Annotated in this window: 22 protein-coding genes and 2 pseudogenes; 16 read left to right on the forward strand and 8 right to left on the reverse strand. The window is 60.6% G+C overall.

From position 1 onward, the window contains the following. Position 1: 1 nt before the first annotated feature. Entirely contained in the window at positions 2-1,120 is a 1,119-nt protein-coding gene (gene peaD, locus KGA85_RS08785; protein WP_223456476.1) for a quinohemoprotein amine dehydrogenase subunit beta, read from the forward strand. Positions 1,121-1,292: 172 nt separating this feature from the next. Here the strand turns inward: peaD and KGA85_RS08790 are convergent, their stop codons facing one another. Then, entirely contained in the window at positions 1,293-1,694 is a 402-nt protein-coding gene (locus tag KGA85_RS08790) for a lysozyme inhibitor LprI family protein (RefSeq protein WP_223456478.1), read from the reverse strand. A gap of 62 nt (positions 1,695-1,756) precedes the next feature. After that, entirely contained in the window at positions 1,757-2,155 is a 399-nt protein-coding gene (locus KGA85_RS08795) for a GFA family protein (protein WP_223456480.1), read from the reverse strand. A 199-nt stretch (positions 2,156-2,354) separates the two neighbouring features. Here KGA85_RS08795 and KGA85_RS08800 point away from each other — a divergent pair, with 199 nt between their 5' ends. Beyond that, positions 2,355-2,861, forward strand: a complete 507-nt coding sequence (locus tag KGA85_RS08800; protein WP_223456482.1) for an SRPBCC family protein — start codon at positions 2,355-2,357, stop codon at positions 2,859-2,861. A gap of 266 nt (positions 2,862-3,127) precedes the next feature. On the opposite strand, the gene inhA is transcribed toward KGA85_RS08800, so the two are convergent. Next, complete coding sequence (inhA, locus tag KGA85_RS08805; RefSeq protein ID WP_223456484.1) at positions 3,128-3,814, reverse strand: isonitrile hydratase; 687 nt, start codon at positions 3,812-3,814, stop codon at positions 3,128-3,130. A gap of 88 nt (positions 3,815-3,902) precedes the next feature. Here inhA and KGA85_RS08810 point away from each other — a divergent pair, with 88 nt between their 5' ends. Beyond that, positions 3,903-4,913: a GlxA family transcriptional regulator gene (locus KGA85_RS08810; RefSeq protein ID WP_223456486.1), complete on the forward strand. Its 1,011-nt coding sequence runs from the start codon at positions 3,903-3,905 to the stop codon at positions 4,911-4,913. A gap of 262 nt (positions 4,914-5,175) precedes the next feature. Then, positions 5,176-6,348: an MFS transporter gene (locus KGA85_RS08815; protein ID WP_223456488.1), complete on the forward strand. Its 1,173-nt coding sequence runs from the start codon at positions 5,176-5,178 to the stop codon at positions 6,346-6,348. Between the two features lie 140 nt (positions 6,349-6,488). Here KGA85_RS08815 and KGA85_RS08820 read toward each other — a convergent pair whose 3' ends face one another. Then, complete coding sequence (locus tag KGA85_RS08820) at positions 6,489-6,848, reverse strand: DUF6124 family protein (RefSeq protein WP_223456489.1); 360 nt, start codon at positions 6,846-6,848, stop codon at positions 6,489-6,491. Positions 6,849-7,376: 528 nt separating this feature from the next. On the opposite strand from KGA85_RS08820, the gene KGA85_RS08825 reads away from it, so the two are divergent. Next, positions 7,377-7,913 (forward strand): glyoxalase superfamily protein, encoded by a 537-nt coding sequence (locus KGA85_RS08825; protein WP_223456491.1) that lies wholly within the window; start codon positions 7,377-7,379, stop codon positions 7,911-7,913. Between the two features lie 78 nt (positions 7,914-7,991). Then, a complete protein-coding gene (locus tag KGA85_RS08830; RefSeq protein WP_223456493.1) occupies positions 7,992-8,519 on the forward strand; it encodes a PaaI family thioesterase in 528 nt (175 codons plus the stop codon). 58 nt (positions 8,520-8,577) lie between these two features. On the opposite strand, the gene KGA85_RS08835 is transcribed toward KGA85_RS08830, so the two are convergent. Both KGA85_RS08835 and KGA85_RS08840 read right to left on the reverse strand, forming a co-directional pair. Beyond that, the gene (locus KGA85_RS08835) at positions 8,578-10,995 is read right to left on the reverse strand and encodes a TonB-dependent siderophore receptor (RefSeq protein WP_223456494.1); all 2,418 of its coding nucleotides are present in this window, start codon (positions 10,993-10,995) and stop codon (positions 8,578-8,580) included. A gap of 126 nt (positions 10,996-11,121) precedes the next feature. After that, a pseudogene (locus KGA85_RS08840) lies at positions 11,122-11,935 on the reverse strand (ATP-binding cassette domain-containing protein); the annotation flags it as partial. A 193-nt stretch (positions 11,936-12,128) separates the two neighbouring features. Here KGA85_RS08840 and KGA85_RS08850 point away from each other — a divergent pair. The 7 genes and pseudogenes from KGA85_RS08850 (at position 12,129) to KGA85_RS08880 (ending at position 21,911) form a co-directional block, all read left to right on the forward strand. After that, positions 12,129-12,611 carry a sigma-70 family RNA polymerase sigma factor gene (locus KGA85_RS08850; protein WP_223456496.1) on the forward strand — a complete coding sequence of 161 codons (483 nt, stop codon included), beginning with the start codon at positions 12,129-12,131 and terminating at the stop codon, positions 12,609-12,611. Further along, positions 12,608-13,237, forward strand: a pseudogene (locus KGA85_RS08855) (SidA/IucD/PvdA family monooxygenase); the annotation flags it as partial. The gene KGA85_RS08850 and the pseudogene KGA85_RS08855, both read left to right, overlap by 4 nt. A gap of 570 nt (positions 13,238-13,807) precedes the next feature. After that, the gene (gene mgtA / locus KGA85_RS08860; protein ID WP_223537529.1) at positions 13,808-16,522 is read left to right on the forward strand and encodes a magnesium-translocating P-type ATPase; all 2,715 of its coding nucleotides are present in this window, start codon (positions 13,808-13,810) and stop codon (positions 16,520-16,522) included. A 180-nt stretch (positions 16,523-16,702) separates the two neighbouring features. Continuing rightward, entirely contained in the window at positions 16,703-17,419 is a 717-nt protein-coding gene (locus KGA85_RS08865) for an MgtC/SapB family protein (RefSeq protein WP_223456499.1), read from the forward strand. A gap of 127 nt (positions 17,420-17,546) precedes the next feature. Next, entirely contained in the window at positions 17,547-17,948 is a 402-nt protein-coding gene (locus KGA85_RS08870; protein ID WP_223537532.1) for a chemotaxis protein CheY, read from the forward strand. A 108-nt stretch (positions 17,949-18,056) separates the two neighbouring features. After that, positions 18,057-18,683, forward strand: coding sequence for a response regulator transcription factor (locus KGA85_RS08875; RefSeq protein WP_223537535.1), 627 nt, complete (start codon positions 18,057-18,059; stop codon positions 18,681-18,683). Next, on the forward strand, positions 18,684-21,911 hold the full coding sequence (locus tag KGA85_RS08880; protein ID WP_223543060.1) for a transporter substrate-binding domain-containing protein: 3,228 nt from the start codon (positions 18,684-18,686) through the stop codon (positions 21,909-21,911). Between the two features lie 3 nt (positions 21,912-21,914). Here the strand turns inward: KGA85_RS08880 and dkgB are convergent, their stop codons facing one another. Beyond that, positions 21,915-22,718 carry a 2,5-didehydrogluconate reductase DkgB gene (dkgB, locus tag KGA85_RS08885; protein ID WP_223456547.1) on the reverse strand — a complete coding sequence of 268 codons (804 nt, stop codon included), beginning with the start codon at positions 22,716-22,718 and terminating at the stop codon, positions 21,915-21,917. 180 nt (positions 22,719-22,898) lie between these two features. Continuing rightward, complete coding sequence (locus KGA85_RS08890; RefSeq protein WP_223456548.1) at positions 22,899-23,807, reverse strand: LysR family transcriptional regulator; 909 nt, start codon at positions 23,805-23,807, stop codon at positions 22,899-22,901. A gap of 104 nt (positions 23,808-23,911) precedes the next feature. Here KGA85_RS08890 and KGA85_RS08895 point away from each other — a divergent pair, with 104 nt between their 5' ends. The 3 genes from KGA85_RS08895 to ycaC all read left to right on the forward strand — a co-directional run bounded on the left by KGA85_RS08895 (position 23,912) and on the right by ycaC (position 26,238). Further along, on the forward strand, positions 23,912-24,778 hold the full coding sequence (locus KGA85_RS08895) for a pirin family protein (protein ID WP_223533626.1): 867 nt from the start codon (positions 23,912-23,914) through the stop codon (positions 24,776-24,778). 93 nt (positions 24,779-24,871) lie between these two features. After that, positions 24,872-25,555, forward strand: a complete 684-nt coding sequence (locus KGA85_RS08900; RefSeq protein ID WP_008049795.1) for an isochorismatase family protein — start codon at positions 24,872-24,874, stop codon at positions 25,553-25,555. Between the two features lie 56 nt (positions 25,556-25,611). Continuing rightward, on the forward strand, positions 25,612-26,238 hold the full coding sequence (gene ycaC / locus KGA85_RS08905) for an isochorismate family cysteine hydrolase YcaC (protein ID WP_095942550.1): 627 nt from the start codon (positions 25,612-25,614) through the stop codon (positions 26,236-26,238). Positions 26,239-26,251: the final 13 nt, after the last annotated feature.

Consider the following 26,251-nt stretch of genomic DNA (forward strand, 5'->3'; position numbering starts at 1 on the left):
CATGCGTAACATCAAAGCCTGCGGCCTGGCCGCGTTCGCCGTCCTGAGCAGCTGTTCTGTCAGTGTTCTGGCCGATGAAAACACCGCGTTGCAAGACGGTCACGAATACATGTTGACCACCAATTACCCGAACAACCTGCACGTGATCGACCTGGCCACCGACACCCTGTTCAAGACCTGCAAGATGCCCGACGCCTTCGGCCCCGGCACCGTGCAGCTGTCGCCGGACCGCAAGACCGCCTACGTGCTGAACAATCACTATGCGGATGTCTATGGCGTTGAACTGGACAGTTGCAAACAGGTGTTCCACGCCAGCATCACCCAGAAGCCAGGGGAGAAAGCGCGCTCGATGTTTGCTTTCACCCTCAGCCATGACGGCAAGGAGCTGTACACGGTCGCCAACCCGACGCTGATGATGAACGACCGTTACGAAGTGCAGCAGCCACGACTCGACGTGTATGCCACCAACGCTGGCATGGACGCCAAGCCGGTGCGCAGTTTCCCTGCACCGCGGCAGCTGACCATCATGCAGAGCGGTGACGACGGCACGCTGTACGTGGCCGGGGCGGACGTCTACAAGGTCAATGTGCAAACCGGCAAGTTCGACGTGCTGATCCCCAGCCGCCACTGGAAGCGCCCGAACTACAGCGCGCCGGACGTGCTCTACGTGTGGAACCAGCAGACCTACCGGCATGACTTCTCGCTGCTCTACACCGCGGCGAAGTTCAAGGACAAGAAACAGGACCCGGCCACCGCCGAATACCTGTACGGCCTGTTCAGTATCGACCTGAAGACCGGCAAGACCGAAACCACCGACTTCGGCCCTCTGACCGAAATCTACTTCAGCGGCATGCGCTCGCCCAAGAACCCGAACCTGATGTTTGGCGTGCTCAACCGCCTGGCCAAGTACGACATCAAACAGAAGAAAATGCTCCAGTCCGCCACGCTCGATCATTCCTACTACTGCATTTCCTTCAACAAGGACGGCAGCAAGATCTACCTGGCGGGGACCTTCAACGATGTGGCGATCTTTGATGCCGACAGCCTGAAGCAGACGGGCAGCATCAAGTTGCCGGGCGGGGATATGGCGATTACTACGGCGCAGATTTTTGTCCGGTAAATCGCAGCGTCTGAGCTGACGCCATCGCGGGCAAGCCCGCTCCCACAGGTGACCGAGTTGGAACGCATATTTGCATCCACACCGGCCCATGTGGGAGCGGGCTTGCCCCGGGCGGCGTTCCGACGAAGAGGCCCTCAAAAACACCACAAGAACAGCACAAGAACAGCAAAAATCAAACCCCCGGCACCGGACAACTCAAATCCCCCTCCTGACACTTCAAGTACTGCTTGAAAGTCTGAACCCGTGCCTTGGTCAGCTCCGTGGTGCAGTTGCTGTAGATCAGCGGATACACACTCCCGCCTTCCACCCCGGACGCCGAGAATTTGCACTCGGCATCGCGAAACGCAACCCACGCACGTTGCGCACCCACCAACTGCTTCTTGCTGTCCGGGTTGCTCTTGAGTCGCGAAGTGATCTGCTGGTACAGCGCATTCAATTCCTTGTCGGCGGCCGCATTCTGCTGCGCCGCGCACTGGTTCATCGTCGCCTGGTCGCTGGCATTGTCGCAGTCCACGGCGAACGCCATTGAGGTAAACATCAGGGACGTCAGCGCCAATAGTAAGCGTGGGTTCATGCTGGAGTGCTCGCTGTGACCGAATGAGAGATGCAGTGTAGCGCCGAGGGGCATTCAGCCCGCTACGCTTGCCATTGCGCGTGTGTTTCCACCGAATCGTATTCCAGCCATGGCACGTCATGGGATGTCCAGATATGCGCCTGGGGCGTCATCTGCGGATCGGTATCCAGTGTCGCCACACGAACAATAACGTGAGGCTGGGCCGGTCGTTCGGCCATCAGATGTGAACCGCAGGCCGAACAGAAATACCGAAACTTGCCCGGCGACGATTCATGGCGGCTCAGGCGATCCTGGCCTTTGGTCCAGCGAAAATGCTCGCGCATCACCCCGGCGGTCGATGCAAAAGCCGCCGCGTGAGCCTTGCGACAGGTTTGGCAATGGCAATGGCTGATGGGCATGTCGAGGCTATCGAGTTGGTATTCGATGGCCTTGCACAGGCAACTGCCGCGCAGTTTGTTCATGGCTGACTCCTTTCAGGGGAATATTTCGATGGGGAACGTTAGCAGTTTCGATTCTCTGACTATTCTCCTGCTCCAGAACTTATTGTCGTAAATGCAACCGAATATCTCAGGTATGGTTGATTGCACATCCCGATTGGTACAACTTTAGAGTTGGTCTTGTGGTCTTACTGACCTACTGTTCATGTACAGGAGGTGACTTATGAACCCAGCATCTGATCGCATCGAAAGGAAAATCCTGCTCAAGGCCAAGCGTTCGCAGGTCTGGCGTGTGCTGGCCAATGCCGAAATGTTCGGACAGTGGTTTGGCGTGGCTCTGGAAGGCAAGCGTTTTGTGGCAGGCGAGTGGACCCAGGGGCAGATTACTTATCCCGGTTATGAGCATTTGCGCTGGAATGTACTGGTAGAGCGGGTCGAGCCGGAGCGGTTGTTTTCGTTCCGCTGGCACCCTTATGCCGTGAACCCGGAAGTCGATTACTCCCAGGAACCCACCACACTGGTGAAATTCGAGCTCGAAGATATGGACAACGGCACGTTGCTCAAGGTCTCCGAGTCCGGTTTCGATCACGTTCCCCAGGCCCGTCGCGAAAGGGCTTTCCGCATGGACAGTCGTGGTTGGGAAGAGCAAATGAACAATATCGAGCAGTTTTTGATCGACAGTGCCAAGTCCCACGAGCAACAGAGTGGCTCAAGTCGGCTCGAAACCTGAGTCGTTCAAGGGTTTCGGAAGGGGGTATATAGCGAATGTCTTACACGCGATGGTAGCGATGTCGCCTGTTACAAATTGGATCCGGTGCGTATTCTGGCCTCACCCACTGAAGCACAGGATGTGCTCAGGATCATGGATGATCGACCATCTGCAAGGAACGCTACGACAAGGAGTCGTCATGGTCTTGGAAAAACCCGCTTCGGCGGGTTTTTTTTTGCGCGCATGAAAAGTCGTGGCGGCAGGAACCGGGTTCCCGCCGCCATTTTTCACTGTCGGTCGAGTTTCGCCGCCGCGCGCTCGGTGATCTCCGCCCGCAGCTTCAACGAGCCGGCAGCCCGCTGGCGAGCCTCTTCCAGCACACCGGCCGGGGCCGTCTTGGGGCAGCCCGCGGTAAACGGCGGGGCCGGGGCGTATTCCAGTTGCAGTTGCACCAGCTCGGCGGTGGCCTGGTCGAACAGCTCTGCCGCCAGGGTCAGGGCGAAGTCGATACCGGCGGTGATGCCGCCACCGGTCAGCAGATTGCCGTCGCGAACCACCCGGTCTTGCACCGCGATTGCGCCCAGCGGCTTGAGCAATTCGTGATAGGCCCAGTGCGTTGTGGCGCGTTTGCCCTTGAGCAATCCCGCCGCGCCCAGCACCAGCGAGCCGGTGCACACCGAAGTGATGTACCGGGCGTTGGCGGCCTGGGCCTTGAGAAAGTCCAGGGTCTGGTCATCTTCCATCAAGGGTCCGACGCCACTGCCGCCGGGCACGCAGATCACATCCAGTGCCGGGCAATCGTCGAAGGTGGTGGTCGGTTTCAACAGCAGGCCGGTGCTGGCGGTGACCGGCATCAGGTCTTTCCAGATCATATGCACTTTCACGTCCGGTAGCGAGGCCAGTACGTCGTAAGGGCCAGTCAGGTCCAGTTGCTGAACCTGTGGAAACAACAGAAAACCGATCTGCAACGTCATGGTGTTTTTCTCGTGAAGTGGGTGGACGGTTTGACTGTAGGCTCGTAGGCTTTGGCGTATACGCCAATATCCCCACGAATTACGCCAAATGTCGAAAACCATCCATGTGCTCGCTTTCGCCAATGTGCAATTGCTCGACGTCACCGGGCCGTTGCAGGTATTCGCTTCGGCCAACGACATTGCCCGCCAGCAAGGCCTGCCGCCACCCTACGCGCCGACGGTGATTGCCAGTGGCGGCGGGGCGGTGATGTCGTCGGCGGGGTTGGCGCTGTTGGCCGAACCGTTACCGGATGAGGGCACCGACACCCTGATCATCGCCGGTGGCTGGGGTGTTTACGCAGCGGCCGAAGATGCGCCGTTGGTCGCCTGGGTACGCGAACATGCCCGTGGCTGCCGACGGGTTTCCTCGGTGTGCACCGGCGCGTTCCTGCTGGCGGCCAGTGGCTGGCTCGATGGCCGGCGGGTGGTCACCCACTGGACCCGTTGCGAGCAACTGGCGCAGCAGCACCCGCAACTGCACGTCGAGCCCAACCCGATCTTCATCAACGACGGCCCGGTCTGGACCTCAGCCGGGGTGACTGCTGGCATCGACCTGGCGTTGGCCATGGTCGAACAAGATCTGGGGCGCACCATGGCCTTGGAAGTCGCCCGGCAACTGGTGGTGTTTCTCAAGCGCCCGGGTGGCCAGTCGCAATTCAGCGTGACCCTGTCCCTGCAACAGGAAGGCAACCGTTTCGACGAACTTCATGCCTGGATCAGCGAAAACCTGACCCACGACCTTGGCATCCCGACCCTGGCCTTGCAGGCCGGCATGAGCGAACGCAGCTTCGTGCGCCACTACCGCGCCGACACCGGCCAGACCCCGGCCCGGGCCATCGAACTGATCCGCGTCGAAACCGCGCGGCGTTTGCTCAGCGATACCGGCGTGCCGATCAAGCGGGTGGCAGTGCAATGCGGCTTCGGCAGCGAAGAAACCCTGCGCCGCAGTTTCCTGCGGGCCATGGGCGTGACGCCACAGGCTTATCGGGAGCGGTTTTCGGTCAGTGCTGCAGCAGATCCGGTGTCCAGTTCACGTCAGGCTTCAGCTTCCGCCAGCTGATTGAAATATTGTCGCGAAACTCCGGGAACCAGGGGGCCTAAGTAGCTGACTGGTTTGGGTGGCCGAGAGTTCACTTGGCGGGCGAGGAGAGGTGTCTGTGAGGGCCCCTTCGCGAGCAAGCCCGCACATTTGAGCGGTGTACGCCGGCAATTGTGGGAGCGGGCTTGCCCGCGAAGGGGCCTTCACATTCAACCAACAATTCCACGCTTCCCCCACAATCAGCCGTTATGGCAACGTGCAGTCCCCTGATGAGACCCGTCCCATGGCAAACCCCTATCGCGAATTATTCAACGCCCCCGGCAGCGGCGCTTTCGTGCTGGCCGGAATGATCGCGCGCATGCCGATTTCCATGACCGGCATCGGCCTGATCACCATGCTCTCGCAGTTGCAGGGTGGCTACGCAATGGCCGGCGCGGTGGCGGCGACGTTCGCCCTGGCCACGGCCTTTTGTGCGCCGCAGGTCTCGCGGCTGGTGGATCGATATGGTCAGGGTCGGATTCTGCCGGTGGCGGCATTGCTGGGCGGTGGGGCACTGTTGCTGTTGTTGCTGTGCACGAGGTTGCAGGCGCCGCACTGGACGCTGTTTTTCTTCGCCGCGCTGGCCGGTTGCATGCCGAGCATGTCGGCGATGGTGCGGGCGCGCTGGACCGAGGTGTATCGCGGCCGGCCGGAGTTGCAGACCGCCTACGCCCTGGAGTCGGTGCTGGATGAAGTCTGCTTCATTGTCGGGCCGCCACTGTCGGTGGGGTTGTGCGTGGTGGCATTCCCCGAGGCCGGGCCGCTGGCGGCCTTGCTGGCGCTGGCCATCGGCGTCACCGCGTTTGTCCTGCAACGGAGCACGGAGCCGCCGGTGCATCCCCATGAAGCCCATCACCTGGGCTCGATCATCCGTTCCCGCGACATTCAGTTGCTGATGCTGTTGATGGTGGCCATGGGCACCATCGTCGGCGTGGTGGACGTGGTCAGCGTCGCCTTCGCCCAGCACCAGGGCCAACCGGCGGCGGCGAGCATCGTGCTGTCGGTGTACGCCATCGGCTCGTGCCTGGCCGGATTGGCGTTCGGTGCACTGCGCTCGAAAGTGCCGCTGGCGCGTCTGTTCCTGTACGGCGGGGTAGCGACGGCGGTGACCACCTTGCCGTTGCTGCTGGCGGTGAACATTTTCGGCTTGTCCCTGGCGGTGTTTATCGCCGGCCTGTTTTTCGCGCCGACGCTGATTGTCGCCATGGCCCTGGTGGAGCAGATCGTGCCGCCGGCCAAACTCACCGAAGGCCTGACCTGGCTGGTGACCGGCCTGAGCATCGGCGTGGCGATCGGCGCCGCCGGCTCCGGCTGGCTGGTGGACGCCTTCGGCGCGCGCAGCGGGTTCTGGCTGGCGATTGCGGCGGGGGCGGTGGTGCTCGGTTCCGCGATCCCGAGTTATCGCCATCTGAAATGAAGATCAAGCCATCGGGGATAGTCCCCTGTGGGAGCGAGCCTGCTCGCGATGGCGGTCTGTCAGTCACATTGATGGTGAATGTGCTGCCGCTTTCGCGAGCAGGCTCGCTCCCACAGGTTGTTTTGCGCTGATTCGGATAACTAAGGCGGATCAAGCCGATCCAGCGCCCGATTCACCGCCAGTTCCCCGAGCATGATCACCTGCGCAATCCCCAACAGCGCATGGCGACTTGTCCCCTGCAGATGATCCACCAGATCGTTGGCCATGACATTGGCCGAAGCCAGCGATTCGCACGCATGCACCAGCAGGGTTTCGGTACTGAGTTCGGGATTGACGATGAACATGGAGCTGGGTTTGCGCGGGGAGGCCATGATGTTGGCGCCCGGGTTGAGGTAGTGATTGAGCGCGCGTTCGGCGGCTTCGTGGAATTGTTTGGAGTCGGGGTTTTCGTACGGGGAGGCCGGATCGGATTCCGGCGGATTCGGAGTAACTTTGAACATGATTTGGGTCCTGTAAGTATGAGCTACCACCGCTTCTCTACTAATAAGAAGGGTGGTAGCTGTGCGCAGGTTAGTAGACCGGGGACCCAAGGAGCCGGCGCGCCCGAGGGCGCCCTGCACACAGCCACCATAAAGTGCAGGGATGGGATGCCTGACTGTTTGATGGGCTATGCGCCTTGAGTAACCACGGGCTACTAAACCCGATCACTGGAAATCAGTGACCCGAACCAAGTTACCGACACCCCCCAAGGCGCACAAGCCGGCGGATTCTGGCGTACCTGTAGGCAACGGCGCAAGGCGTTGTGGCTTTCATGAAGTAACCTGTAGGCTGCCTAAACAAGCACTGCCGGGAACATCTTCCGCATCCCGTATCGGCTATGTATGATCGGCTTCGGCCCGATGCTGCCCGCCGCTCGCTCCCGCTGGGAAAGGTGAAAGCATTTCCTTCTTCTACAAACCCTGTCACCTCTCTTGACGGTCGAGGTTTGGCAATGCGAGCACCAGAGCATCTCGGCTACAGGAGCAGTCATGTTTTCAATCGAGCAAGCCAAGCAAATGGCCAGGCAGTTGCGCGTCTCGCTGGAGGAGCGCAATCAAGTGGTGACCCATTCCACCGCGCTGGAACTGGTCGCGCAGCAACTGGGCTACAAGGACTGGAACACCGCGTCAGCGACGCTTGCCCAGGCAAGTACCCCGTCCACGCCGGCTGCGACTTTCGACAAACCGATTCCAATCCTGCGGATGTTCGACGAAGCCAAGGCGCGTGAGTTCTATCTGGATTTCCTGGGCTTCAGCGTCGAGTTCGAGCACCGCTTCGAGGCTGATCTGCCGCTGTACCTGGGCATCAGTCGCGATGGGCTGCAATTGCACCTTTCCGAGCATCACGGCGATGCCAGCCCTGGCTCGACGGTATTCGTGCCCATGCAAAACATCGAGCTGCTCAGGGATGAATTGCAGGGCAAGCGCTACGGCTACGGACGCCCTGATATTGTTCAGCAGGGCTGGGGCAAGGAGCTGCAAGTCTACGACCCGTTCGGTAATCGGATTCGCTTCTGCCAATATTGATCAGGCGGTGCGAACCGGGGTGACCCGGTTCGCTTTCAACCACGACGATTCGCCCCCTGTATTAAGGATGGACACGGTATGACCACGCAGGACACTTCGCTTCAAGACATCGCCGCACCTGAAGGCGTTTGTTATGGCTGCGGTAGCCAGAACCCGCACGGGCTGCACATCAAGAGCTTCTGGCATGAAGACGGGGTGCATGTCGTGGCGCAGCATATGCCGGATGACAAGTTTTGCGGCTGGCCGGATCTGGTGTACGGCGGTTTGATCGCGATGCTGGTCGATTGCCACTCCAACTGGGCGGCGATGGCTTATCACTACCGGGCAGAACAGCGCGAAGTGGGCAGCTTGCCCCACATCACCTGCGTCACCGGTAACCTGGGCATCAAGTTCATCAAGCCCACCCCGATGGGGGTACCCCTGACACTGCGTGCCAGAGTCGAGGGCGATGTCGGGCGCAAAAGCCGGGTCATTTGCGAGGTCTTCGCCGGGGATGTCCTGACCGCTGTCGGGGACTCCACTTTTGTCCGCGTCGATACCGGGCAACTCAGAGCCGACGCGCACAGCCATACGTCGCAAGCAGAAAACGGAACCGGGCCGCTGTAGGAGCAAGCTCGCTCCTACAAGTGGCCCGGTCTGTGGTTGCGGATGAAGCACTCAGCCATCAGTACTGCGCGCGCAAGCTTAGGGTCAGGGTGCGCGGGTCGCCGTAGAAGTTGGTGCCCCAGGAGGCATCGACGCGGTCGTAGTACTTGCGGTCGAACAGGTTGTTGGCGGTCAGTGTCGACGACAGGTGTTCGTTGAACTTGTAGCCGACCTGCGCGGTAGCGATGGCAAAGCCGCCTTGCTGGAACTTCACGTCACGCTGGTAGTAGGTGTCGCTGACTACACGCACGCCACCGCCAACGCTGAAGTCCTTGAGCGGACCGTCGGTGAACTCGTATTTGTTCCACAGGTTGAAGTTGTGCTTGGGCGTAATGGTGCTGAAGGTCTTGCCTTTGTTGGCCTGATCGCCGTCCAGAAACTTGGTGGAGGTGTAGGCGTAACCGGTGACGATGCTCCAGTTCTCGGTCAGGTTGCCGCTCAACTCGGTTTCCCAACCCTGGCTGCGGGCCTTGCCTTCGGTCATGTAGGCACCGGAGGTGTTGTCGTATTCGGCGCGGTTTTCATCGTAGATGCGAAAGGCGGCGATGCTGGCATTCAGGCGTCCGTCGTAGAATTCGCGCTTGAGGCCGATCTCGTACTGCTTGCCTTCGCGCGGGCCGACCGGCTGGCCGTCCGTGCCGATTTCGCTCTGCGGTTTGAACACGCCGGTGTAGCTGAAGTAGGTCGACAGTTGCGGGGTGATCTTGCCGATGATGGCGCCGTACGGCACGACTTTGCGGTTGATGCTGGTGTGGGCTTCACCGAAGTTGTTGAAGAAGGCGTTGGCGTTCTTCGCATCGCTTTCGTACCAGGTTACGCGGCTGCCCCCGATGACATCGAGCCAGTCGGTGACATTGAACTTGGCACGGGTGTAGACACCGTACTGATCGGATTTTGACCAGTTGCCGTTGACGTGCGCATAGTCGTTGTGGGGAATGTCGATGCTGCCCGGATCGAACACGTTGATCGGGAAGTACTCGCCGCCGCCGTAGGTGAAGTCCTTGTCCAGGTGCTGGTACTCGGCACCCAGGGTGAACTCGTGCCGGCGATTGGCGAATTCGAACGGCGTGGTGACGAAGCTGTCGACACCGATGGTCTTTATGTGGGTGTAGTAGTCGTAGGCCACGGCCCAGCTGTCACCGGTGGCCGGGTCGACCGCGCCGTCGGCCCAGGTGAAGTTACGCTGCGGGGTTTCGGCGTCGCGGTAGGTCAGGGTGGTCTTGAACTGACCGCCGTTGTCCAGTTCGTGGTCGAGTTCGGCGAAGGTTTCCCAGACTTTTTCGTTGAGGGTGTTCCACTTGGCGTCGACGAAGGTCGAGCGCGGCACGTCGAGCAATGAGCCGTCGGCGTAGGCCGGCAAGCCGAAGGCCGGGGTGGAATGGTTCTGCTGGTAAGCGCCGCCGACCGACAGGGTGGTGGCCGGGTCGAGGTCGAATTCCAGGCGACCGTAGGCCATCGGACGTTCGTTCTGCGCGTAGTTGACGAAAGACTTGTTGTTTTCGTAAGCGGTGATGAAGCGACCGCGCACGGTGCCCTGATCGTTCAGCGGGCCGGTGACGTCGACCATGGAACGGTAGCGATCGTAAGAGCCCGCGGCCAGTTCGCCACCGAGGGCGAATTTGCTCAGGGCGCGCTTGCGCACCACGTTGATCGTACCGCCGGGTTCACCCGCGCCCTGGTACAGGCCGGACGGGCCACGCAGCACTTCGATGCGGTCGTACATCGCCAAGTCGAAACTGGTGGCCATGTCGCCCTGGCCGGTGGGTTGCGAGACGCCGTCGACCTGCACCTGGTCGACGAGGAAGCCACGCATGAAGATGTCATTGAGGCTGGAGCCGGAGTTGTAGGTCTTGATGGTCACGCCGGTGACCTGACGCAGGGCGTCCTGCAGGCTGTTCAGGTTCTGGTCGTCCATGCGCTGGCGCGTGACGACGGACACCGACTGCGGGATGTCCTTGACCTTGATGTTGCCTTTGCCGATGGTCACTTCATCGCTGGTATAGGAGTGCGTGCCTTCAGTGGTCGGCCCCAGCGCCACGCCGGTGATGGACGTCGCACCCAGTTGCAATGCACTGGAGTCACCGGCCGCTGGCACCAGCGACACGGTGTTGCCATTCAACTGAAAATTGATGCCGCTCCCCAGCAGCAAGGTTTTCAGTGCCTGTTCCGCTTCCATGTTGCCGGACACCGCCGTTGACTTGATGCCGTTGACCATGTCCTGGCTGTAGAGAATCTGCAGGTTGGTCTGCTGGCCCAGTTGGCGCAATGCACTGGCCAGCGACTGAGCCGGCACATTGACGTTCACCGGGGCGGCCTCGACCTGGGACGTACCCAGCAGCAACAGGGTCAGCAGCGCGCCCGGCACGACCGTTCGGAATTTCTTTTGCCGTTCGATGGCTAATGCCAACGGTGCGCGGGACAGAGTAAGGCTTTGCATTGCTCGAATCGCTCCACAATGGTGTGTGCAGTGTTTTAGTTAATGATAATTATTATTAGACGTACCACTTTGGCTAAACCGGAAAACAAACTTCAAAAAACAATGATTTGCGTGCGGCAACGGCGTTCAGGCGGTTGCGCGCTCGGTGACGACCCGGCCCGATTCCATGCGCACCAGTTGATCGGCCATGTCGAAGTAGCGGTCGTCGTGGGAGATGACGATGATGGTTTTGCCCAGGCGTTTGAGGTCTGGCAGCAGCTCGGTGTAGAAGATGCGGCGGAAGGTCGGTGGTGGTGAAGCTGCCGTCCCTGACGCTGACCTTGTGCGCAATTTCCAGGCGTTGCAGGTAGGTATTGGCATCTTCGGGGATGTGCTGGTCGCCCTGGACCACGTCATCGAACAGGTAGTAATCGGCAAAAATCGTGGTGAACAACTGGCGGTAGTCGTCGCGATTGTGCGCATCGATGCCCTGACCTTTGAGCCGGATTTCCCCCTGTTGTGGCGCGTAGAGCCCCAGCAGCAACTTGATCAGCGTGGTCTTGGCGCAGCCGTTTTCGCCAACGATGAAAATGATGTCGCCTTGCTCGATGGTCAGGTTCACCGGGCCCAGGCGAAACGCATCACTGCCCGGTGCGGCCGGGAAGGTGTAGCTGACGTTGTCCATTGCAGATGGTTGACCACGGTCGGCCGGGTACCGTTGTCGTTGAGCCGCAGGTGCGGCTCGGGCGAGGAAAACTGGCTGGACAGCTCCGCGATCGAAGGTGTTGATCGAGCGCACTTGGGTGTTACAGATGAAATCGGCGGAGCCCTGGATGCCGGTGTCGATGGCAATCGCCAGCACCATCATCAGCCGGTGGCTGCGGTAGCGCTCGATCTGTTCGATGGGCGCCGAGAGTACTTTTTCCCCCAGCGCTTTGCGCAGTTTGGCAATGACGTGCCGCCGCCTTCGCGAGCAAGCTCGCTCCTACAGGGCCCATGGCTAATTAGCGGGCAAGTTGAAGCAGTACTTTAAATCCATATGAGAATTACTATAAATTGCGCGTCTCGAACTGCCACTATCGTGCCACTGTGTCATTCAGCGGTTGCCGAAACGGCTCAAGGACAGAAACCGCACTCCTGTGCGGATGGGAGTCATGTTGGAAAACTACTATCGCGAGCTGGTGTGTTTCCTGAACGCCAGGCTGGGCAACCGCCAGGTGGCCGAAGATGTGGTGCATGACGCTTACCTGCGCGTGCTGGAACGCACCAGCGAAGCGCCGATCGAGCAGCCCCGGGCGTTTCTTTATCGCACTGCATTGAATCTGGTCATCGATGACCATCGACGCAACGCCTCACGTCGGGCCGAGCCGCTGGACGTACTCGACAGCGAAGAACGCTACTTCACGCCTTCGCCGCACAAGGTCCTCGATCACGGCCAGCGCCTGGATATGCTCCAGCGGGCCTTGGCGGAGCTGCCACGGTTGTGCCGCGAGAGCTTCCTGTTGCGCAAGATCGAGGGCCTATCCCATCCGCAAATCGCCGAGCAACTGGGTATTTCCCGTGCGCTGGTCGAAAAGCACATCGTCAATGCCATGAAGCATTGCCGTGTGCGGATGCGCCAGTGGGACGCCCAGTGATCCTGCGCGGCTCGGCGCTCAAGCCGGCCGACGACAGCCCCTTCGTCAACGAAGTGTTCTCGCCGGAGTTCACCGACCTGGTGTTCCAGCAGCCAAAAAGCGAGCGCAAGCGACTGGTGAACGAGTACCACAACACCAACTATTCGGTGGTGGACATCGATCTGATCGAGCGCATCTACGGCATCTTCTATCGGCAGAAGGTCTCGGGCATCGCCCGTCATGGGTTCCACATCCTGACCACCCTCTCAAAGGCCACCGCCAACGAGCGGGGCATCGAACTGGTGTTGCACAACAACGCCACCGGCGAAGTCTCGGTGCGCCACTACGACGCCGTGGTGCTGGCCACCGGCTACGAGCGGCAGATGCACCGCAAACTGCTGGCGCCGCTGGAAGAGTACCTGGGTGATTTCGAGGTCGATCGCAACTACAAGCTGATTACCGATGAACGCTTCAAGGCCGGCCTCTACATGCAGGGCTTTTGCCAGGCCAGCCATGGGCTGAGCGACACCTTGTTGTCGATCCTGCCGATTCGTGCCGATGAGATCGCCGGCTCTTTGTATGAGCACGGCAAGCATCGCGGGCATGGACGGTCGGTGGTGGATCTGTTGTTGGCGACGGCCAGCTAGGATCTTCAGCGCCTGTCAGACCGCCTTCGCGAGCAAGCCCGCTCCCACATTTTGGCCTGTGTTCGCAGATCAAGTGTGGGAGCGGGCTTGCTCGCGAAGGGGCCAGAAAGAACACCGCAAATTTTGATTCCTGAACCCTTCCTGAAGAACCCCGCGATTCCCCCTGCAAGCTTTTGTATCGGGTTTACTCTCCAAACATCGGGGCGTAAGCTTCGCGCGTTTTCATCCATTACGGAGACCCACAGTGGGTACTTGTTCGAGTGACAGTTGTCGGCCGGTCTCGGTAACCGGCATTTTCTCGGCAAGATAACGCGCAGTCTCCTGTGTCGTTGTCTCGCCGAAAAGCGAGCAGCGGCATCCCGATCATGGCCAGTCCCGGCCGTGTCCCGACGTCCCTCTCATCGACGCTGAACAGTGCGTGGTTTCGACTTTTTGTCGTGGCCGCCGCTCTATCGACACGCCTGTCATTCGTGACCGGCGCGCCAGGCCTTGCTTTGCCGGTTGTTCCGGCGGCAGCGGCGTGGACCTGCCTGCTCGACGGTTTCCCGGCTGACCAAAGGGGCACCAGCCATGAAACTTACCCTCAAGGAATTCTTCGCAGGTTTCCTGCGAAACCGCCACATCGTCCGGCACTTCCGTCGCCTGGCGTTGCTGGAAACCTTCACCGACACCACGGTCAGCCGTGAAGTCCCGCCCACCCTGGCGCAAACCCTGGTGGCCGCTGCCGGCAGCGACACCGGTCAATTGCTCAACACCCTGGGCAGTCACACCGACGGCTTGAGCGAACTCGAAGCCGATGCCCTGCGCGAGCAATACGGCCTCAACGAAGTCGAGCACGAACAGCCGCTGCCGTGGTGGACGCACCTGTGGCACTGCTACAAGAATCCATTCAACCTGCTGCTGACGTTACTGGCGGTCATCTCCTGGCTGACCGAAGACATGAAAGCCGCCATCGTGATTTTCTCCATGGTGGTGCTCTCGACCTTGCTGCGTTTCTGGCAGGAAACCAAATCCAACCAGGCCGCCGATGCCCTCAAGGCCATGGTCAGCAACACCGCCACGGTGATGCGCCGTGACCTTGAGGACCGCGGCGCGCAGCGTATCGAATTGCCGATCAGGCAACTGGTGCCGGGCGACCTGATCGTGCTGTCGGCCGGTGACATGATTCCCGCCGATTGCCGGGTGCTCAGCGCCAAGGACCTGTTCGTCAGCCAGGCAGCGATGACCGGTGAATCGATGCCGGTGGAAAAGTTTCCCCGTCAGCAGGACTGCGACACGCTCAATCCGCTGGACCTGGACAACATCCTGTTCATGGGCACCAACGTGGTGTCCGGCACGGCCATGGCGGTGATTCTTACCACCGGCAACAGTACCTATTTCGGTGCCCTGGCCCAGCGGGTCGGCGCCACTGACCGGGCGCCGACTTCGTTCCAGACCGGGGTCAACAAAGTCAGCTGGCTGCTGATCCGCTTCATGTTCGTGATGGCGCCACTGGTGTTGTTCATCAACGGTTTCACCAAGGGCGACTGGACCGAAGCGCTGCTGTTCGCACTGTCGATTGCCGTGGGCCTGACCCCGGAAATGCTGCCGATGATCGTCACCTCGACCCTGGCCAAGGGCGCGGTGTTCCTGTCGCGCAAGAAAGTCATCGTCAAACGCCTCGACGCCATCCAGAACTTCGGCGCCATGGACGTGCTGTGCACCGACAAGACCGGCACCCTGACCCAGGACAAGATCTTCCTGGCGCGCAACGTCGACGTCTGGGGCAACGACTCGGATGACGTGCTGGAAATGGCCTACCTCAACAGCTACTACCAGACCGGCCTGAAAAACCTGCTGGATGTGGCGGTACTCGAACACGTCGAAATCCACCGTGAGCTGAAAGTCGGCACGGCGTTTCGCAAGGTCGACGAGATCCCGTTCGACTTCACCCGCCGGCGCATGTCGGTGGTGGTGGCCGAGCGCGATCAACCGCACCTGCTGATCTGCAAGGGCGCGGTGGAAGAGGTGCTGGCGGTGTGCTCGCGGGTGCGTCACGGCGAAGTCGATGAAGCTTTGACCGAGGAACTGCTGGCGCGAATCCGTCAGGTCACTGCCTCGTTCAACGCCGAAGGCTTGCGGGTGGTTGCGGTAGCGGCACGGCCAATGGTCAAAGGGCGCGACACCTACAGTCTGGCCGATGAACAGGCACTGACACTGATCGGTTACGTAGCCTTTCTCGATCCGCCGAAAGAAAGCACCGCACCGGCCATCAAGGCCCTGGCCGCCCATGGCGTGGCGGTGAAAGTGCTGACCGGTGACAACGAACTGGTGACCGCGAAAATCTGCCGCGAAGTCGGCCTGGAACAGCAAGGCCTGCTGATGGGCAACGACATCGAACGCATGAGCGATGCCGAGCTGACGAAGGCGGTGGAGACCACCAACGTCTTTGCCAGGCTGACGCCGTCGCACAAGGAGCGCATCGTCCGTCTGCTCAAGGGCAACGGCCATGTGGTCGGTTTCATGGGCGACGGCATCAACGACGCCCCGGCCCTGCGCACCGCCGACATCGGTATTTCGGTGGACAGCGCCGTGGACATCGCTAAGGAAGCGGCCGACATCATCCTGCTGGAAAAGAGCCTGATGGTGCTGGAGGAGGGCGTGCTGGAAGGGCGCCGGACCTTCGCCAACATGCTCAAGTACATCAAGATGACCGCCAGTTCGAACTTCGGCAATGTGTTCTCGGTGCTGGTGGCCAGTGCGTTCATCCCGTTCCTGCCGATGCTGCCGATGCACCTGCTGGTGCAGAACCTGCTCTATGACATTTCGCAGATCGCCATCCCGTTCGATAACGTCGATGACGAAATGCTCAAGCAACCGCAACGCTGGCAACCGGCGGATGTCGGGCGCTTCATGCTGTTTTTCGGGCCGATCAGCTCGATCTTCGACATCACCACGTTCGCCTTGATGTGGTACGTGTTCGATGCCAACACCCCGGATCACCAGACCCTGTTCCAGTCCGGCTGGTTCGTGGTCGGGCTGCTGACCCAGACACTGATCGTGCACATGATTCGCACGCCGAAGATCCCGTTCTTGCAAAGCCGCGCGGCCACGCCGTTGCTGGTGATGACCGGGTTGATCATGGCCGTGGGGATTTTCCTGCCAATGGGACCGCTGGCGCATTACTTCAAATTGCAGGCGTTGCCGTCACTGTACTTCGTGTTCCTGCCGGTGATCCTGCTGGCGTACATGGCGCTGACCCAGGCGGTGAAGGGGTTCTACATTCGCCGGTTTGGCTGGCAATAATGCTGCCAGCATGAGCTTTGTGGCGAGGGAGCTTGCTCCCGCTCGACTGCGTAGCAGTCGCAAAACCGGCGAGCGAGGTCTGCTGGAGGTACCGCATTGTCAGGTTTTGGGGCCGCTTCGCTGCCCAGCGGGAGCAAGCTCCCTCGCCACAAGGATCGTGTGTTTCTCAAGGAGTTTTATATGCAAGCCGTCAACAACCTCAACCTGACCTCCCTGCTCGACACCCTGGTCAGCCTCAGCGCGGCCTTCATCCTCGGTGGCCTGATCGGTTTCGAGCGCCAGTACCGGCAGCGCACCGCCGGGCTGCGCACCAACGTGCTGGTGGCGGTGGGCGCGGCGATTTTCGTCGACATGGCCAACCGGCTCGCCGGTGCCGAAGGCGCCGTGCGGGTCGTAGCCTACGTGGTTTCCGGCATCGGCTTTCTCGGTGCCGGGGTGATCATGCGCGAAGAGGGCAATGTGCGCGGCCTCAATACGGCCGCCACGCTCTGGACCTCGGCGGCGGTCGGTGCCTGCGCCGGTGCCGACCTGCTGGCCGAGGCGCTGCTTGGCACCTTGTTTGTGCTCGCGGCAAACACGCTGCTGCGGCCGATCGTCAACAACATCAACCGTCAGCCGCTGGATGTGATTTCGGCGGAAGTCACCAACATCGTCTACGTCATTGCCCGGCGTACGCAGCAGAAAACCGTGCTGGCCTTGCTCGAAGCTGAGCTTGCGCGCTGCAACTATCCGGCCAGCGATGTCGATGTGCACGCCTTCGGCACGGATGAAATTGAAATCGAAGCCACCCTGGCGACCACCTCGGTCGATGGCGATGAACTGGATGCGCTGGTGGCACGGATTTCGACGTCGACCCTGGTGGTGCAGGCGTTCTGGAGTCCGAGTACCACGGAGTAAAGGCCAGGGTTTCCCTGGCACGAGTCAGACTAACCGGCATTTATTTAGGAATATTCCTACATAAACCTAGGGCGGTCTTCCGTAGGCTTTGCGACCTCTTGAAACCGACATCCTTTTGGAGGTCACCTTGCCGAACAAATCCTTGCGCATCCTGATCGCCGATGCGCAGCACTTCAACCGCCTGCGGATCGAGCGGCTGTTCAACCAGCTCGGCTACTTCCGGGTGGCACCGGTTCAGAGCCTCGACGAGCTCCTTCCACTGGTGGAGTACGGTTGCGAGCCTCTGGATCTGGTGCTCGTCAATGAGGCGATGGCCCGCGGAGCGCTGGACCTGTTCAATTACTTTGCCAATAACCCGCAGGTCCATCACGCGTTTATCTTCAATGAACAGCAGACGCAGTTGCAGCCAGTCGTGGGCAAAGTCCAGCTCAGCCAGGCCGCTCTGCCTGACCTTGCGTCAATTACGCAGTTGATGAGCGTCGTTGATCGTCGGTTGCCGTTTGTCGGAACTGTCATTTCTGTCAGGTAGTTCCTTCCAGCCCTCCATGCAAAAGTCTATGCGCAGCGTTGTGCCCAACCGCTGCGGTATCTGGAGGGCATTTTTTGCCCGATCGTGTTGTTTTGCACGGGAGTAGTCATGAAGTCAGCACTGATTGTGGAAGATCATCCGGTGGTTCGCTCCATGATCAAACTCGTACTCAAGGGTGAAGGGTTCGAGCAGATTTACGAGGCCTCCCGAGGCGATAAGGTCCTGGCGTTGATCCGGGAACATCAACCGGATGTCCTGTTGCTTGATCTGGGCCTTCCCGGTGTGGCGGGGCTTGAGGTGATGGACCGTATCAAGGCCGAAAACACGCGATGTCGAGTGGTGGTGTTCACCTCGCTGGAGGCCCAGTTCTATCAGGACCGCTGCATGCGTGCCGGGGCTGTTGCCTATGTTTCCAAGAGCAAGGACCTGGATGACTTGACGGCGGCGGTGAACTCCGTAATGGCCGGCTACACCTATTTCGCCCAGCTCCCCTCGAGTTCCGTGTCGATGGGGGATTTGCAACGCAGTGAAAAGCAGTTGATCGACAGTCTCTCCAATCGTGAGTTGACCATTCTGCAGTATCTGGCCCGGGGCTCGAAAAACCTGGAAATCGCCGAGATCATGCACCTGAGCTACAAGACCGTCAGTACCTACAAGACCCGACTCATCCTCAAGCTCAACGTGAGCTCGTCGGTGCACTTGAGGGATTTCGCCCTGCGCAATCATTTGATCTGAATGAATGCTCTCCGACGACTGGCAGGTGGGGTGCTGATCGGCCTTCTTCTATGGGCATCGACGGTCTGTGCACAACAGTCGTTGACCCTTTTGGGACGCTCGAGTGCCGAAGGCATGAGCGTCAGGTTGTCGGAAACCGAGTTGCGCTGGCTGCAGCAAAAGGGCCGATTGGTACTGGCGGTCTCGGCGCCGGACTATCCCCCCTTCGAGTTCAACACGGCGGGCAGGGTGTTCGAAGGCGTGACAGCCGATTACGCCGGGTTGCTCGAACAATTGTTGAACGTCGTCATTGAGGTTCAACGTTATCCGTCGCGGGCCGCCGCGGTGCAGGCCATCAAGGAAGGGCAGGCAGACCTGCTGGGAACGGCCAATCGATTTGAAGCCGAAGATCCACAGCTGCAGATGTCCAGTGCCTACGCTGTCGATCAACCGGTGCTGGTCACGCGCACCGATTTCCCTCCGGTGCTCGACCCGACACTGGCGGGCAAGCGGCTGGTGATGCTGTATCACTACTTGCCCGAATACAGCGTGCAACAGTTCTATTCCAAAGCGCAGGTCCAGCTGTTTCCCTCGACACTGGCGGCGATGGGCGCCGTGGCGTTCGGCCAGGCCGATGTCTATCTGGGCGATGCGATCAATGCCCATTACCTGATCAGCAAGAATTACCTGAACAACGTGCAACTGACGGACTTCTCGCCCATGGAGTCCGGGCGTTTTGCCTTTGCGATGGCCCGCGACAACGTTGCGCTATTGCGTGTCGTCAACAAGGCGCTGGCGGTCATCACCACCAATAAACAAATGAACATCCTGCGTCGTTGGGGGGCAAACGGGGTGTCTATCCCCGGCACACAGTCATTGCAATTGAGCGTGGCCGAACAGCACTGGCTCGAACGCCACCCGCGGGTGAGGGTCGCGATCAACGAAAATATCCCGCCGATTTCATTTATCGACAGCGAAGGCAAGTTTCGCGGTATTGGCATCGACGTGCTGACGAAAATCAGTTTGCGCACCGGCTTGCAATTTGACATCCGCGGCATGAAGTCGGTGGCCGAGATGATGACCGGCATCAAGAGCGGGCAGATCGATGTACTGGCCGGTATCGGTCTCAGTTCCCAGCGTGAAGATGATTTGCTGTTCACTCGCGCGTTCCTGAGCAGCCCTTCGGTGCTGGTGACCCGCGTGGCCGCGGACAGCCCCAGGGCGCTGGATGACATGGTGGGGAGAACCCTGGCGCTGACCCAGGGCAACATTGCCGGCGAGTACATTCGCCAGCATTACCCGCTGATCCAGCGGGTTGATGCGCCACTGTCGACGGACGCCATGGAAATGGTTGCCCAGGGCAAGGCCCATGGCGGCATCAACTCGTTGATCAGCGCCCGTTACCTGATTTCCCGGCAGTATCGCGATCGTCTGCAAGTGACCAGTACCGTGGGCACCGATCCCGCCCGAAGCACCCTGGCAACCAGTCGCGAGGCGACTGAACTGCATTCGATTCTGGACAAGGCGCTGCTGAGCATCCCTCCCGAGGAAATTGACGAGCTGACCCAACCCTGGCGCTATGACGCGATGGTCGAGCAGAGTTACTGGCTGCGACACCGGCAGGCGATCGTGCAAGCGTTTGCGGTGGCGGGTGTCTTGCTGTTGCTCGCGTTGGCCGGGATCGTCTGGCAGCGGCGGCAGATTCGCCAGCGTCAGCAATTGCTCGGGCAATTGCAGGAAGCCAAGGACGCGGCGGACGACGCCAACCGGGCCAAGACTACGTTCCTGGCCACCATGAGCCATGAAATCCGCACGCCGATGAACGCATTGATCGGCATGCTGGAACTGGCGCTGAAACGGGCCGATGAGGGGGAGACCGACCGCGCCGCCATCGAGGTGGCGTCCAACGCCGGGCAGCAGTTGCTGGATTTGATCGGCGACATTCTGGATGTCGCCCGGATCGAATCCGGGCATTTGTCGCTGGCGCCGGAGCGGGTCAATCTGCACGAGCTGGTGACGTCGGTCTGCCGGGTTTTCGAAGGGTTGGCAATACAGAAGAATCTGCAGTGGCGGGTCGAGTTCGACGACTACAGTGACCGCGATGCGATGCTCGATCCCACGCGCTTCAAACAGGTGCTGTCCAATCTGCTGAGCAATGCGATCAAGTTCACCCGGGAAGGCCAGGTGAGCCTGACGCTGCGAGTGCGGCCTCAAGCCCCGGCGCAGCTCGCCGTCAGTGTACGGATCGAAGACAGCGGCATTGGCATCAGCGCTTTCGACCAGCAACGCCTGTTCAGCCCGTTCGTGCAGGCGGGCAACAGCCAGCAGAGCGCCCGGCAAGGTTCCGGCCTGGGCCTGATGATCAGTCGTACCTTGTGCGAAATGATGGGCGGCCGCCTGCAGCTCGACAGTGAGCCTGGGCGCGGGACGCGGGTCGACATCAGCCTGGTGCTGCCTGCCCTGCAAGCGTTACCCGCGGGGGGCAAGCCCCTGGATCCGGCGCAGCTCACGACCCGGGCGTTGTCGATTCTGGTGGTCGACGATTATCCGGCCAATCGTCTGTTGCTTTCGCGGCAGCTGAGCTACCTGGGCCATCGTGTGGTGCTGGCTGAAGACGGGGCGCAGGGGCTTGCGCAGTGGCGAGGGCACGGGTTCGATCTGGTCATTACCGACTGCAATATGCCGGTGCTCAGTGGTTACGAATTGGCGGGCGCGATACGTGAGCAAGAGCGGGTTCAGGGGCTGTCGCCGACGCTGATTCTGGGCTTTACCGCCAATGCGCAGGCCGAGGAGAAAGCCCGGTGTCAGGCCGCGGGCATGGACGATTGCCTGTTCAAGCCCATTCGCCTGGTGGATTTGCAGGCGTGGCTGGCCCATCGGTTTCCCGGCGCCCCCCCAGCGGCAATCGACGACCCTGGCTTCGCCGAATTCGATTTGAGCGGGCTGGAACGCTATGCGGATGCGGACCGTGAGCTGATCGATCAACTATTGCACGATCTGGCGCTGACCAACCGCGAGGATCGCGTGCATTTGCTGGCCTTGCATGCCGGCGGCAATCGCCCGGGTTTGCAGGAGTTGGCACACCGGATCAAGGGCGGGGCGCTGATGGTGCGAGCGCTTGGCCTGGTCGAGTGTTGCGAACAACTGGAGCGGGCGTGCAATGACGGCCGCGCGGCACTGATCGACGACGCCGTCGACCAGTTGCAGCAAGCCATGGCCCGCCTGGACCAGCGTCTGGAGCAGGATTGAGGCTCAATCCCAATTCGGTGCGATGCCTTTGGGGCTGGTCAACCGGTGGCCGCGATCCAGCGTTGCGATCAAGGCCATGTCGGCCTCGCTCAAGGTCAGCTCGCAAGCCTTCAAGTTGCTTTCGAGGTTGGCCCGGCGCGTGGAAGACGGGATCACGGCGTAACCCGATTGCATGGCCCAAGCCAGGGTGACCTGCGCCGGTGTCGCGTGCAGGCGCTCGGCGATCTGCTGGATGAGCGGGTCCTTGAGAGCTTCACCGTAAGCCAGGGTCATGTACGAGGTGATGCCGATGCCCTGGCTGCGTGCGAACTCGACGACCTCGCGGTTTTGCAGGTAGGGGTGTAGTTCGATCTGGTGGGTGGCGATGTGCTCGGCACCAATGGCCGCGATCGCCTGTTTCATCAGGTCGATGGTGAAGTTGGACACGCCGATCTGCCGGGTCAGGCCCAGGCGCCTGGCTTCGAGCAGGGCGCCCATGAACTCTTCGACCGGCACTTGATCGTCCGGCGACGGCCAGTGGATCAGGGTCAGGTCCAGGCAGTCGGTCTGCAGTTTGCGCAGGCTTTCTTTCAGGCTGTCGATCAGGCGATCACCGGCCAGGTTGGCGACCCAGATCTTGCTGGTGATGAACAACTCTTCCCGGGCGATGCCGCTGGCCGCGATAGCCTCGCCGACTTCGGCTTCGTTCTCGTAGATTTGTGCGGTATCGATCACCCGGTAGCCGAGCGCCAGGGCGGTGCTCACCGAATCGATGACCACCTGGCCTTGCAAGCGAAACGTACCCAGGCCGAAGGCGGGAATAGACATCAATGACTCCAGAGGTTGCAGTGGGAATGGGCGGCAGTATCCGCAACTGCATCCGTGAGAAAAACCGCTGGATCGGCAAAGCAATGTTTACTGAAAATCAAGAATCATCCAAGAGGTCGACCCGGCCGCATACATCCCCCCATCAACTTGCCGCTTGCCGCTAAAAGCTTGCAGCTGCTTTCAGTCAATATCACTACGGCTGAATTCCTCCCCAAGAAAATCGATCAACGTGCGCACCGAAGGCAGCAACCCCCGGCGCGAGGGGAAGATCGCATGGATGACACCGCTCTTCGGTGCCCAGCCCGGCACCAGTTCCACCAGTTGCCCGGCAGCGATTTCATCGCGCACCACCACGCTGGGCAGGTGCACGATGCCGATCCCGGCGAGCGCCGCATGGCGCAAGGCCAACAGGTCATCGGTGACCATGCGCGGTGCATGCCGGATCATCGCGGTGCTGCCGTCGGCACCGAACAGTTCCCACTGATATTCGCGCTGCGCCGCGCCCCAGTGCAGGCTCGGCAAGCCGCTGAGGTCGGCCGGGGAGGCCGGTGTCGACAGGCGCGATAAAAAGGCCGGGCTGCCGACCACGCTCTGGGTGCTGTTGCCCAGCACCTTCATCACCATGTCGGTGTTTTCCAGCGGCGGAAAGCGTACCCGCAGGGCAATGTCGAAGCCTTCGTGAATCAGGTCGACCCGGCGATTGGTGCTCTCGATGAACAACTCCACCAAGGGGTACTTGAGCATGTAGCGGGTCAGCATCGGCCCGACCCAGGAATTGAGCAGCGCCGTCGGGCAACTGACACGCACCAGGCCCTGAGGCTCGGAGCGGTTGCGCTCGATCAGTTCGGCGGCGCTTTCCGCCTCCACCCGCATGGCCAGGCAGCGCTGGTAATAGGCCTGGCCGATTTCCGTCAATGAACAATGCCGGCTGGTGCGGTGCAGCAGGCGCACACCAAGGCGTTCTTCGAGTTCGGCAATGCGTCGGCTGAGCTTGGACTTGGGCATGTCCAGTGCGCGACCGGCCGCGGCAAAACCGTGATGCTCCACCACCTGGGTGAAGTAGTAGAGGGTGTTGAGGTCTTCCACCATCGTTCTCCAAATAGAACGCTAAAGCTGATTTTTGCAGTCTAGCGCAGCAAAGGTCACGGTTTTAAGCTTTGTCCATGGCTTCACTCACCTCATCAGGAGACACCATGAAAAACATCATCGGTATCTACACCAGTCCACGGACCCATTGGGTTGGCGACGGTTTTCCGGTTCGCACGCTGTTTTCCTACGACAACCTGGGCAAGCACATCAGCCCGTTCCTGTTGCTGGATCACGCCGGCCCCGCTGAATTCACCCCGACCAGCGAGCGACGTGGCGTTGGTCAGCATCCGCATCGTGGCTTCGAAACCGTGACTATCGTTTACAAGGGCGAACTGGAGCACCGGGACTCCACCGGCAGCGGCGGCAAGATCGGCCCCGGCGATGTGCAATGGATGACCGCGGCCTCGGGGATCCTGCATGAAGAGTTTCACTCCGAAGGTTTCGCCAGGAGCGGTGGCACCCTGGAGATGGTGCAACTGTGGGTCAACCTGCCGGCCAGGGACAAAATGGCCGACCCCGGCTACCAAACGATTCTCGACCGTGACATCCCGAGCATCGCCTTGAAGGACAACGCCGGCAGCCTGCGCCTGATCGCCGGTGAGTTCGACGGCCACAAGGGCGCGGCGCGCACCTTCACCCCGGTCGACGTGTGGGACATTCGTTTGAATGCCGGCAAGTTGCTCACCCTGGATCTGCATGAAGGGCGCAACACCGCACTGGTGGTTCTGCGCGGCACGGTTCAGGTCAACGGCCTGGAATCGGTGCGCCAGGGGCAACTGGCCCTGTTCGACCGCAAGGGCGATCAGTTGACCCTCGAAGCCAGCGAAGACGCGGTGGTGCTGTTGCTCAGCGGCGAACCGATCGACGAGCCGATCGTCGGCCACGGGCCGTTCGTGATGAACACCGAGCAAGAAATCCACCAGGCCTTCGCCGACTTCCAGTCCGGTCGCTTCGGCCGGATGCACGGTTAATTCGCAGCGCTTCAACACCCGACTCTACACAGGATGAGTAGGCCGGTTTTCAGGCCAGGGATGGCTGTTGCCCAAAAGAAAGAGGAAACGCACATGAACACTGTCTACGCGGCCAACTTCAACGGCCAGAAACCGACCATCGACCCCAATGACAGCGCGATGCTGCTGATCGATCACCAGAGCGGACTGTTCCAGATCGTCAAGGACATGGACGTACCCCAACTGCGCGCCAACGCCATTGCCCTGGCCAAGGCCGCGACCCTGTTGAAGATGCCGGTGATCACCACCGCTTCCGTTCCCCAGGGGCCGAACGGGCCGTTGATCCCGGAAATCCACGAGGCCGCACCCCATGCGCAGTACGTGGCGCGCAAAGGTGAAATCAACGCCTGGGACAACCCGGAGTTTCACGCGGCGGTCAAAGCCACCGGCAAGAAAACCCTGGTGATCGCCGGCACCTTGACCAGCGTGTGCCTGGCGTTCCCGTCCATCGCCGCCGTGCATGAAGGCTACAAGGTGTTTGCCGTGGTCGACGCCTCCGGCAACCACTCGAAACTGGCCACTGATCTGACCGTTGCCCGTTTGGCCCAGGCCGGGGTGGTGCCGATCGACATCATGGCTACGCTCTCTGAGCTGCAAGGCTCGTGGAACCGTCCGGATGCCGAGCAGTGGGCCGCTGTCTACGCCCAAGCCATGCCGCATTATCAATTGCTGATCGAGAGTTACCTCAAGGCTCAGCAAGTGGCGAACGAACACGAGGCGCTGGACTCCCAGCGCTGACCGGTGACCCCACGCCGATTTTCATTCGGCATCGATAACACGCGAGGACTACTGCAATGACTACTTCCTACAAGCGTCTCGACAAGGACAACGCCGCGGTTCTGATGGTTGATCATCAGGCGGGCCTGCTGTCACTGGTGCGCGACATCGACCCGGATCGATTCAAGAACAACGTGCTGGCCCTGGCCGACCTGGCCAAGTACTTCAAGCTGCCGACCATCCTCACCACCAGTTTCGAAACCGGTCCCAACGGCCCGCTGGTGCCCGAGCTCAAGGCACTTTTTCCGGACGCGCCGTACATCGCTCGCCCGGGCCAGATCAACGCCTGGGACAACGAAGATTTCGTCAAGGCGATCAAGGCCACCGGCAAGAAACAACTGATCATCGCCGGTGTGGTGACGGAAGTGTGCGTGGCATTCCCGGCTCTTTCGGCCCTGGCCGAAGGTTTTGAGGTGTTCGTGGTCACCGACGCGTCCGGCACTTTCAACGAACTGACCCGCGAATCGGCGTGGAACCGAATGACCGCTCAGGGCGCGCAACTGATGACCTGGTTCGGCCTGGCCTGTGAACTGCACCGCGACTGGCGCAACGACATCGAAGGGTTGGGCACGCTGTTCTCCAACCATATTCCGGATTACCGCAACCTGATGACCAGCTACAGCACGCTGGCCAATAGCAAGTAACTTCGGCATCACG

The organism is Pseudomonas sp. GL-B-12, assembly GCF_019955895.1.
Lineage (GTDB): Bacteria > Pseudomonadota > Gammaproteobacteria > Pseudomonadales > Pseudomonadaceae > Aquipseudomonas.